Here is a 10,807-nt window from a genome sequence, read left to right on the forward strand (position 1 = left end):
CAAGGAAACACCACCATGTCCGCACACCTGGAAGAGAGCCGCTACGCTCGCTTCGCCCTGCGCTGTTCGAGCTGGGCCGAGCGCTGGTTCCCCGACTCCTACGTATTCGCCGCCGTGGCGGTGCTGCTGGTCGCATTGGGCGCGCTGGCCATCGGCGGTACCCCGACGGCCACGGCCACCGCGTTCGGCGACGGCTTCTGGAGCCTGATTCCGTTCACCATGCAGATGGCCTTCGTGGTCATCGGCGGCTACGTCGTCGCCAGCTCGCCGCCCGCCGTGAAACTCATCGACCGTCTGGCGCGGATTCCGCGCAATGGACGCTCGGCAGTGGCCTGGGTGGCACTGATCTCGATGGTGGCGTCGCTGCTCAACTGGGGCCTGTCCCTGGTGTTCGGCGGTTTGTTGGTGCGCGCGCTGGCGCGCCGCACCGATCTGCGCATGGACTATCGCGCCGCCGGCGCTGCAGCGTACCTGGGTCTGGGCGCGGTCTGGGCCCTGGGCCTGTCATCGTCGGCGGCGCAGTTGCAGGCCAACCCGGCCAGCCTGCCGCCGTCGATCCTGTCCATCACCGGTGTCATCCCGTTCACCCAGACCATTTTCCTCTGGCAATCAGGCGTACTGCTGCTGGCGCTGGTAGTGGTTTCGCTGGTGGTCGCCTATGCCACCGCGCCCGGCCCGAACTCGGCCCGCGATGCCCAGGCCTGCGGCGTCGACCCGGCTTTCAGCCTGCCGCCGCTGAGCAAGCGCAGCCGACCGGGCGAATGGCTGGAATACAGTCCGCTGATCACTATCTTTCTGGTATTGCTCGCCGCAGGATGGCTGTTCCACGAGTTCTCCACCAAGCCGGCGATCACCGCCATCTCCGGGCTCAATACCTATAATTTCCTGTTCATCATGCTCGGCCTGCTGCTGCACTGGCGCCCCCGCAGCTTTCTCGATGCCGTTGCGCGTGCCGTGCCGACGACCACCGGTGTGCTGATTCAATTTCCCCTGTACGGCTCCATCGCCGCCATCATGACCACCGTCAAGGGCGGCGACGCGCAGACCCTGGCTCACCACATCTCGACCTTCTTCGTGCAGATCGCCTCCCACGATACCTATGCGATGCTCATGGGCGTGTATTCGGCGGTGTTGGGATTCTTCATCCCATCCGGCGGGGGCAAATGGATCATCGAGGCGCCCTATGTCATGCAGGTGGCCAACGAACTGCAGTACCACCTGGGTTGGGCGGTGCAGATCTACAACGCCGCCGAAGCCTTGCCGAACCTGATCAACCCGTTCTACATGCTGCCGTTGCTGGGCGTCTTGGGCCTGAAGGCGCGCGACCTTATCGGCTTCTCGTTCGTGCAATTGTTGGTTCATGCCCCCTTAGTGCTGTTTCTGCTCTGGGCGTTGGGCACTACGCTGGCGTACATCCCACCGACTGCACCCTGACCAGTGGAGGAGCTGCGTTACGTTGATCGGGAATATTCCCCCGCCGGGCGACTGATTCAGGGAGAGCTATTGCACAGGCACGTTCGCTCGGGGTACACATCTAGGTTGAATGGGGGATGGGCTGGACGCCCCCCCATCGTGAACCGATGCAGGGAGATGTGGAAATGCTTGATAACGGCGCGGGCGGGGATACCGAGCAGAATGAACCCGTGGATCAGATCATCTTTCGGGAGATTCGCAATCTGCACACCGCTGCTTCTAAAGATCTGGATCAGGCTGCAGTGCAGATCATAGGCAAAGTCGAGAGGTTCAGGGAGCAGGGCCTGATCAGTTCGGATGCCGCGCGGCAGCTGATTTTCGACGTACGCAACGAGCGCAGCCGCATCAGCCGCTGAGCGGCCTTCGAAGGGGAGCGGCGATCAGCCGCCGGTGGTGTCGATATCGGCGTCCGTTTCCTCATCGTCCGCACTGGTCGAAGGATCGACTTCCGGCTCGGACTTGAAGTCCGGGCTGAAGCGATTGCCTTCGGCTGTGGTTGGATCATTGGAGTCGGGACTGACGGCGGGATCAAGCGCCGGGTCATTGGGCGTGGCGTTGGCCGCACTGCTGGTGTCATGGTCGACATCGTTCGGCGCAGGTGTCTTGTGTTCGCTCATATCATTCTCCCTAGGCTCAAGCGTGCAGGGCCAATCAGAGCTTGCCGCCTTCAGAGCCAGTCCCATCACCCATGTCATGACTGCCGGACTCTGGCTTGGTTACCGCGCCGCCCATGGAGCTGCCTTCCGGGTTGCCGGTGTTCTGTGGCTTGATCTGAGTGCTGGTGCCGTCACGCGGCGCGCTGGAACCGTCGGTGTTGCCATTGGGCATGTTGGTGCCGGTGCCGGACGGTACGCCTACGGCCGAGGGCACGGTGCCTTTGGCGGCAGGGTTGGTCGGGCCGGTGCTGTTGTCGGCCATGGCCGGTACGGCAGCGGCGGTCAGCAGGCCTGCCAACAGGGCTGCGTTGATGCGTTTCAGGCTTTTCATGGAGCTCTCCTTGTTCGTGAATGCGTCATGCATTGGGCTGCGGGCACACGTCAGTGGTGCCCGCGTGCCGACGAACGGCATGCCCGATAAACAAGCGACGGCCGCGAAAGGGGCACTGCGGACACAGTCCGCAGTGGCAGGGTCAGGCGAGCAGCTGCGAGCCCAGCTGGAAGGCGACCCATACGGCGAGGATGGTGGCGAAGCCCAGGGCGATGTTCTCGAACCAGTTGTTGCGGTAGTTGCCGAGCAACTTCTTCTGGTTGGACATGATCAGCAGGCCGAGGGAGATTACCGGCAGGCCGATGATGTTCAGCGCATTAACACCGATGGTCAGGGTCACGAAGTCAGGCATGCCCGGCAGCGACCACACCAGCGGCGTGACGAGGATGAACAGCAGGAACCACTTGTGCATCGGGTCGTGATGGAATTCCTTGCCGTACTTCTCGCGACGCTCAGGACGGATGTGCTGGAAGGCATCGGTGATCAGCATGGGGAAGGCGGTCGTCTTGCCGGCGATGCTGGCGAACAGGGTGGCGAACACGCCGACGAAGAAGATCAACCAGCCGCCGGTGCCGAAGAACATCTGCAGCGCCGCGCCCAGGTCGTCCAGGGTTTTCACTTCGATCCCGTTGGGACGCAGGATTTCCGCGCCGACCACCCAGATGGCCAGGTTGATGATGATCCCGACGAACACCGCGAACAGCAGGTCGTTGCGCTGGATGCGCTTGTGTTCCGGGCCGACCCAGCCTTTCTGGCGCATCACGTAGGGGTGCACGAAGTTGGCGATCGAACCGGCCACCGCACCTATCACCGAAACGGCTACCAGAAGGGCACCGTGCACGCCTTCATCCGGCGGAATGCTAAAACCGATGGTACCGGCCAGGATGCCGCCCACATCGGGTTTGGACATGATCGCCAGCGCCATGAACGCCAGGGTCATCAGGGCCAGCAAGCCTTTCATGACGCCTTCGATCAGCGAGTAGATGTTGCGACCCACCAGCAGCCACACGCCCAGTACCACGGCGAAGGAGGCGAGCAACGGCTGATTGATGTGCAGAAGGGTGGCCAGTGCTTCACCAGCGCCCTTGATCATGTACGCATTGGTCAGGTGACCCATGATCAGGGCGTACCCCAGCATGAACCAAGCGAAGAAGGGGTGCAGTTGCGCGTAGCCCTGCAGGATGGTCATGCCCTGGTTGTTGCACAGCTGGAAGCGGGCAATGATGTTGACGATGAGGAATCTGAGCAGCAGCGACACCGCCAGCACCCACATCATCGCGTAGCCATAGTTGGCGCCGGCCACGGAGGAGGTGATCAGGTCGCCTGCGCCGAGCCATGACAGGACGGCAATGATGCCCGGTCCGACGATCTTGGCGAGCCTGCCCAGGCGAGTCGTGGGGGCGGCCGCCTTCTTTTCGAGCGAGTGGGTACTCGTCATGGGTGAATTCCCTTTGTTGTTTTTGTGGATGGAACAGTGGGTTATTCAAGCATGAGTTAGGATGTCATATGACCTGACGAGTTGCAAAAGGTGTAAGTGGATGTTTCTCTGCGCTCGTGGGTGTGTCTGCGTGTTCCAGTGACCCTGACGCGGCTCGCGCCGCTGCTACAGGGGTTCGCGATCCGAACGCGGTCGACGGTGTTCGCAATCCATGTAGCAGCGGCGCAAGCCGCGTCGGCGGCGCATGCGGTGTGTCTGAAGGAACGCGGTCAAACCGGGCGCGGCTGAACCAACTGGGCGAATGGCCTTCTTATGAGCCTTAGCGCAAGAGGAATGCACTCATGTCGAAGATCATTGTCGACGACGTTACACCCCCGGCCGATGCCAAGGCCGATGTGTTGATGTTCGGTACCCCCAAGGACCGTCTGGACTTCTACCGCAAGGAAATCCAGTACGAAACCTCCATCCTTTCCAACCGCACCGACGCCTACCTCTCCGCGCAGTCGTTCCTGGTCATCGCCTACGCTTCGTCCATGGCCAACCTGAATCCGGAGTGGGGCAAGCTTTTTACCCTGGTCGTGCCGCCGTTGTTGGCGCTGTTCGGTCTGGTCAGTTCGCTGCACGCCTGGCCAGGCATTCGTTCGGCCTACGACATCATCGATCACTGGCACTTCAAGCAGAGCCAACTGCTCGACAGCGAGCCGGCCATGGGCGCGGCCTATGACGAATCACCGCTGTTCAGCGAGCGCGAGTCCAACGAGAAACGCTGGCGCGGGGCGTTGATGTTCTCGATGAGGTCACCGTTTCTGTTCAGCGTGCTGTGGGCGATACTCGGGGTTTTCGCAGTGTATGCGCAATACACCAATCCGGGCGGCTGAATGCAGAAGGCCCCTGCAGTTGCAGGGGCCTTCGGGTGGGGCGAGTCAGCGGATCAACGCACCGAGCTTATCGCCTGCTGACGACTGCGCTCGTATTCCTGGGAATCCACAGCTGCAGCATCGGGTTTGCCCAGATCAGCCATGGGGATGCGGTAGGTCTCCTTGGCGGTGAACGCTGCCAGCGCTGCGATGCAGCACACACCGAGGGCCAGCGAGCCGACCACCATGGGAATGTTGGTGGAGCCGGGCGGCGCCATCGCTGCGAACAGGGCGGGCAACAGTGCGGTGATCAGGGTGCCGACGTTCTGCGAGATGGCCATGGCCGACACGCGATAGCGGGTCTGGAACAGCTCGGGGTAGAAGCTTGGGAACACCGCGTTGTAGCCCTGATAGAACACGCCCCACATCAGGATCGACATGCCGAACGCCAAAGGCACGTTGTGGATGCTGATCGCGTACAGGTAGAAGAACGACAGAATGCCCGAGCTCAGCGCACCACCGATGATCATCGGACGACGGCCGATGCGGTCGGAGAGATTGCCCACGAAGGGAATCACGCACACCGCGACGATGTTGCCGACCACCGGAATCCACAGGTACACACTCTTTGCGAAACCGATGCCGTAGGCCGGTTGCACGGCGTAGGCCGCGCCGAAGATGGTGGCCACTACCGGAATGACGTTCATCAGCGCCATGCACATGACCAGGCCCATGTTGCGCCAGCTGTGCTTGAACGCCTCGACGACCGGGGATTTGGGGATGGCGGCGCGCGCTTCCACGGTTTCGAAAGCCGGGGTTTCATTGACTTCGCGACGGATGATGTAGCCGGCGATCAGCACCACGGCGCTGAGCAGGAACGGAATCCGCCAGCCCCACGAGTTGAACGCTTCATCCGGCATGAAGTAGGCCAGGGGCAGGAAGATCGCCGCAGCGAAGATCTGTCCGGCCTGCACGCCCTGCAAGGTGAAACTGGCGTAGTAGCCACGTCTGCCGAAGGGCGCATGTTCGAGAATCATCGAACTGGCCCCGGAGATTTCCCCCGCTACTGCGAAACCCTGGATCAGGCGCAGTACCACCAGCATGGCCGGTGCCCAGAGGCCGACCTGACTGTAGGTGGGGAGCAGGCCCACGGCCATGGTGGCGAAACCCATGAGGAACATGCACAGCAGCAAGACGTTCTTGCGGCCGCGCGTATCGCCCCAGTGGCCCAGGAAAAACGCACCGATGGGGCGGGCAACATAGCCCACGCCGTAGGTGGCCAGCGAGGCAACGATGGCGACCTTGGGGTCGGTGTTGGGGAAAAAGATCTGCGGGAAGATCAGCGCCGCGGCTTGGGCATAAATGAAGAAGTCGTAGTATTCCAGGGCGGAACCGACCCATCCGCTGGCGGTGGCCTTCTTTGTTTGCTGCGAGCCGTGCGATTCTGACTGAGCATGCGCCATGCTGTGTCTCCGTTGTTTTTATTATGAAGCATTGGAACCGTTGGCTTCGTTTCTACCCCCTGCAGGCAAGCTTGCGAGCGCGGAGGAGAGGCAAAACTAACTGGGTAGTTAATGTTTAGCAGTGGCGTCGAATGAGTGTCAATACGGCTGCACACGCGGGTTGCAGCGACGATCCGTTCGTTCTGCGTGCAAGACTGCCCCAAGTGACTTTCTGTTTCAATCGAAAGTGGCGGTCTAGAGCGGTTCGCCAACGACTAAACGGTGTCTCGGCGGTCGCTCTCATTGCCTAGCTTGCTTGGTATTGTAGCCGCTGATCGCACACATTTGTTGGAGGTTCACGAGAGGCGCCAGCCGCGTCGACGGCCCCTGCAGTGTGCCAGATGCCCTGCGTTGAAACCGGACGCGGCTCGCGCCGCTGCTACAGGGGATCGCGAATCCCCATGAAATGCTTAACCACGCCGTGCACCCTCCCCTGTAGCAGCGGCGCGAGCCGCGTCGGCAGGCGAAGCCCAGAATAAGGCCAAATCGAGCATCAAGTTGCCCATCCCGAATCCCCGCCAAATGTGTAACCACGTTGTGCGCGCCCCCTGTAGCAGCGGTGCAAGCCGCGTCGGCGGACGCCGCCGTGGGTCAGGCCAACTCCCGGACCAGGTTGCCCAGTGTCTGCATGGCCGCCAATTGCACCTTGTCCATCGGCGTGCCGTAATTCAGCCGGATGCAGTTGCCGAAACGGCCACTGGCCGAAAAGATCGGCCCCGGTGCGATGCTGATGCCTTGCGCCAGCGCGAGACGGAACAACTGCAGAGAGTCGACCCGCGGCGGCAGCTCGAGCCAGAGAAAATAACCGCCGTCGGGACGGCTCACTCGCGTCTCTTCGGGAAAGTACCGTGCGATCGCCGCCATCATCGCGTGCTGCTGACTTTGCAGCGCATCGCGCAACCGATGCAGATGGCGATCGTAACCACCGTGCTGGAGATAATCGGCGATCGCCGCCTGACCCGGTACCGACGCGCAGATCGAAGTCATGATCTTCAACCGCTCGACCTTCTGCGCAAAGCGTCCGGCGGCCACCCAACCGATGCGATAGCCCGGTGCGAGGCTCTTGGCGAACGAACCGCAATGCAGCACCCAGCCGTCGCGGTCGTAGGCCTTGGCCGGACGTGGCGCGTGCTGGCCGAAGTACAGCTCGGCGTACACATCGTCCTCGATCAAGGGCACCTGGTGCTGGTGCAATAGCTCCACCAATTGACGCTTGCGTGCCTCGGGCATGCTCGCGCCGACCGGATTCTGGAAGGTCGGCATGCACCAGCAGGCCTTGATCGGCAGGCGTTGCAGGGCATTGGCCAGGGCATCCACATCGAGCCCCTCGCGCGGATGCGTGGGAATCTCCACGGCCTTGAGTTTGAGTCGCTCAAGCACTTGCAGGCAGGCATAGAAAGCCGGTGCTTCGATGGCCACCATGTCGCCCGGCTCGGTCACCGCCTGTAGGCACAGGTTCAATGCTTCCAGCGCGCCGTTGGTGATCAGCAACTCTTCGACCGGCAGGGTCATCCCGGCGATGTTATAGCGCAAGGCGATCTGCCGGCGCAGCTCCGGACTGCCGGGCGACAGATCGGTCACCGTTTCGCGCGGCTGCATGGCGCGGCTGGTGCTGGCCAGGGAGCGGGCCAGGCGCGGCAGGGGAAACAGTTCGGGGCTGGGGAACGCCGAGCCCAGGGCGACCGTGTTCGGGTCCTTGATCGAATCGAGGATGGAGAACACCAGTTCGCTAACGTCGACATCGGTCGACTCCGCCAGTGTCTGCGTTTCCACCTGGGGTTCTTCCAAAGCACGCTCGGCCAGCGCATTGACGAAGTAACCCGAGCGGGGCCGGGCGCGGATCAGGCCTCGGCGTTCGAGCAGGTAGTAAGCCTGGAACACCGTCGAAGGACTTACGCCCTGGGTCTGGCTGGCATGACGCACTGAGGGTACGCGCTCATCGGGCTTGAGCACGCCGGTGCGGATCAGCTCGGCGATATGGGCAGCGAATTTCTCGTAACGTTTCATTACCGGCCTGGCGGTCTTGGGCAAGGGCTGCACTATGCCACCCGGGCGGCCCCGCGCACAGCCGACAGACGTGACTGGCACCGTCTGACTGCTGTGCGCGTTGTTTCAGCCTTGCAGAGGCACAGGGTCGGCGGGTGGGTCGCCAACCGGTGTGGGTGGTACCGTGGGTTGCACAGGCACCCCCTCGGGTTCATCGCTTGGCGACGACGGCGGCAGGTTCGGCTCGTCGATGTTGGGATCGGGGGTTCCGGGTGGAAGTGGAAGGCTCATGGCGCTACCTCTGCAAAGTGAAGGACAAGGAGGAAGAGTAGTGCCTGCGGTGGACACCGCAGACCACCATTTGGCTCCCTGGCCGGTACATTGAAGCTGCAAAGGCATATGAACTTTCCCACCCGGCCCGGCTCCGAACCTAAGCGATTGAAAAACCCGATTCACTTCACCGCTTGCACAAGCACAACAGCGTCCAGGCGACGCACAGGAGCAAGGCTCGATGACGGCTGATCAGACTATCCCGACGGACCAGAACGCGACCGATGCACAGACGCCAGACCATGTGCTGAGCCTGTCCCAGGCGCTGCTGCTGCCACGGATCGTGATCGAAGACACTCAGCCTGCCATCGACGGTGGGCAGTTCGCCGTCAAGGCCATCGTTGGCCAGACCGTTACGGTCAGCACCAAGGTCTATGCCGATGGCCACGACAAACTGGCCGTGGTGCTGCGCTGGCACGAGGCCGGCTCCGACACCTGGCACAGCACTAGCATGCGCGAACTGGGCAACGACAGCTGGGAAGCGGAACTGGTCATCGACAGCGTCGGCACCCATGCCTACTGCATCGATGCGTGGATCGACCAGTTCGCCAGCTACCGTTACGAGCTGGAAAAGAAGTTCGCTGCCGGCGTCACTATCGAGCTCGAACTGGAAGAGGGTCGCCTGCACCTCGAACAGGCCGCCGCGCGCAGCCAGGACACCCTGGCTCGCCAGCTGCGTCAGCTTCACGATGAACTGCAGGGGTTGGATCAGGACGCCAAGGTTGCGCTGCTGTTGCAGCGTGATACCCAGGCGCTGATGTCCCTGGCCGACCATCGTGCCTTCCTGTGCACCAGCATCGAATTCCCTCTGGACGTGGAACGGGAACTGGCGCAGTTCGCCAGCTGGTACGAGCTGTTCCCGCGTTCGATCACCGACGACAAGGCGCGCCACGGCACCTTCAACGACGTGCACAGCCGTCTGCCGATGATTCGCGACATGAATTTCGACGTGCTGTATTTCCCGCCGATCCATCCGATCGGCCGTGCGCACCGCAAGGGCCCGAACAACTCCCTGACTGCAGGCCCGGACGATCCCGGCAGCCCGTACGCCATCGGCAGCGCCGAAGGCGGACACGAGGCCATTCACCCGCAGTTGGGTACCCGCGAAGACTTCCGTGCATTGGTGGCTGCTGCTGCCGAGCATGGTCTGGAAATCGCCCTGGATTTCGCCATCCAGTGCTCGCAGGATCACCTGTGGCTCAAGGAGCATCCGGGCTGGTTCAGCTGGCGCCCGGACGGCACCATCCGCTACGCGGAAAACCCGCCGAAGAAATACCAGGACATCGTCAACGTTGATTTTTACGCAGCCGATGCCGTGCCGGGTCTATGGACCGAGCTGCGCGATGTGGTCTGGGGTTGGGTCGAGGAGGGCGTGAAGATCTTCCGCGTCGACAATCCGCACACCAAACCGCTGCCGTTCTGGCAATGGCTGATTGCCGATATCCGCAGCAAGGACCCAAGCGTGATGTTTCTGGCCGAGGCGTTCACCAAGCCTGCGATGATGGCGCGCCTGGGCAAGGTCGGGTATTCCCAGAGCTACACCTACTTCACCTGGCGCAACACCAAGCCTGAGCTGACCACCTATTTCACTCAGTTGAACCAGGCACCCTGGGCCCACTGCTACCGGCCGAATTTCTTCGTCAATACGCCGGACATCAACCCGTTTTTCCTGCATGACAGCGGCCGCGCCGGGTTCCTCATCCGCGCCGCGCTGGCGACCATGGGTTCGGGCCTGTGGGGCATGTACTCGGGTTTCGAACTGTGTGAATCGGCGCCGATCCCCGGCAAGGAAGAGTACCTGGACTCGGAGAAATACGAGATCCGACCACGGGATTACACCGCGCCGGGCAACATCATTGCCGAGATTGCCCAGCTCAACCGTATCCGTCGTCAGAACCCGGCGCTGCAAACACATCTGGGCGTCGAGTTCTTTCAATGCTACAACGACAACATCCTGTATTTCGGCAAGCGCACGGCCGACCGCAGCAACTATGTACTGGTCGCGGTCAGCCTGGATCCGCACAACGTTCAGGAAGCCCATTTCGAGCTGCCGTTGTGGGAGCTGGGGCTGGACGACAATGTATCCACCAACGGCGAAGACCTGATGACCGGGCACCGCTGGACGTGGCATGGCAAGACCCAGTTCATGCGGATCGACCCCGGCTACCAGCCGTTCGGCATCTGGAGGCTGACGCGCGTCGAGGTGTGAATACTCGTCTCGCGCTGCACCCTCG

Annotated in this window: 10 protein-coding genes; 4 read left to right on the forward strand and 6 right to left on the reverse strand. The window is 62.1% G+C overall.

Annotated features, from left to right (window positions below; translation table 11 throughout):
* Positions 1 to 15: 15 nt before the first annotated feature.
* On the forward strand, positions 16 to 1,434 hold the full coding sequence (locus ASF66_RS02140) for a short-chain fatty acid transporter (protein ID WP_056842524.1): 1,419 nt from the start codon (positions 16 to 18) through the stop codon (positions 1,432 to 1,434).
* A 116-nt stretch (positions 1,435 to 1,550) separates the two neighbouring features.
* Positions 1,551 to 1,829 (forward strand): hypothetical protein, encoded by a 279-nt coding sequence (locus tag ASF66_RS02145; RefSeq protein WP_156463111.1) that lies wholly within the window; start codon positions 1,551 to 1,553, stop codon positions 1,827 to 1,829.
* Between the two features lie 24 nt (positions 1,830 to 1,853).
* Here ASF66_RS02145 and ASF66_RS02150 read toward each other — a convergent pair whose 3' ends face one another.
* The 3 genes from ASF66_RS02150 to ASF66_RS02160 form a co-directional block, all read right to left on the reverse strand.
* Positions 1,854 to 2,090 carry a hypothetical protein gene (locus ASF66_RS02150; RefSeq protein ID WP_056842526.1) on the reverse strand — a complete coding sequence of 79 codons (237 nt, stop codon included), beginning with the start codon at positions 2,088 to 2,090 and terminating at the stop codon, positions 1,854 to 1,856.
* A 34-nt stretch (positions 2,091 to 2,124) separates the two neighbouring features.
* Positions 2,125 to 2,460, reverse strand: coding sequence for a hypothetical protein (locus ASF66_RS02155; RefSeq protein ID WP_056842527.1), 336 nt, complete (start codon positions 2,458 to 2,460; stop codon positions 2,125 to 2,127).
* 142 nt (positions 2,461 to 2,602) lie between these two features.
* Entirely contained in the window at positions 2,603 to 3,898 is a 1,296-nt protein-coding gene (locus tag ASF66_RS02160) for an Nramp family divalent metal transporter (RefSeq protein WP_049860142.1), read from the reverse strand.
* Positions 3,899 to 4,239: 341 nt separating this feature from the next.
* Here ASF66_RS02160 and ASF66_RS02165 point away from each other — a divergent pair, with 341 nt between their 5' ends.
* Positions 4,240 to 4,776 carry a hypothetical protein gene (locus ASF66_RS02165; RefSeq protein ID WP_049860143.1) on the forward strand — a complete coding sequence of 179 codons (537 nt, stop codon included), beginning with the start codon at positions 4,240 to 4,242 and terminating at the stop codon, positions 4,774 to 4,776.
* 53 nt (positions 4,777 to 4,829) lie between these two features.
* On the opposite strand, the gene ASF66_RS02170 is transcribed toward ASF66_RS02165, so the two are convergent.
* The 3 genes from ASF66_RS02170 to ASF66_RS22710 form a co-directional block, all read right to left on the reverse strand.
* Positions 4,830 to 6,218, reverse strand: a complete 1,389-nt coding sequence (locus ASF66_RS02170; RefSeq protein ID WP_049860144.1) for an MFS transporter — start codon at positions 6,216 to 6,218, stop codon at positions 4,830 to 4,832.
* A 630-nt stretch (positions 6,219 to 6,848) separates the two neighbouring features.
* Positions 6,849 to 8,264 (reverse strand): GntR family transcriptional regulator MpaR, encoded by a 1,416-nt coding sequence (gene mapR / locus ASF66_RS02175; RefSeq protein WP_056842528.1) that lies wholly within the window; start codon positions 8,262 to 8,264, stop codon positions 6,849 to 6,851.
* A 105-nt stretch (positions 8,265 to 8,369) separates the two neighbouring features.
* Positions 8,370 to 8,534, reverse strand: a complete 165-nt coding sequence (locus ASF66_RS22710) for a hypothetical protein (protein ID WP_177331279.1) — start codon at positions 8,532 to 8,534, stop codon at positions 8,370 to 8,372.
* Between the two features lie 220 nt (positions 8,535 to 8,754).
* Here ASF66_RS22710 and ASF66_RS02180 point away from each other — a divergent pair, with 220 nt between their 5' ends.
* Positions 8,755 to 10,782 (forward strand): alpha-1,4-glucan--maltose-1-phosphate maltosyltransferase, encoded by a 2,028-nt coding sequence (locus ASF66_RS02180; protein WP_056842529.1) that lies wholly within the window; start codon positions 8,755 to 8,757, stop codon positions 10,780 to 10,782.
* Positions 10,783 to 10,807: the final 25 nt, after the last annotated feature.

The organism is Pseudomonas sp. Leaf129 (genome assembly GCF_001423465.1).
In the GTDB taxonomy this organism is placed as follows: domain Bacteria; phylum Pseudomonadota; class Gammaproteobacteria; order Pseudomonadales; family Pseudomonadaceae; genus Aquipseudomonas; species Aquipseudomonas coleopterorum.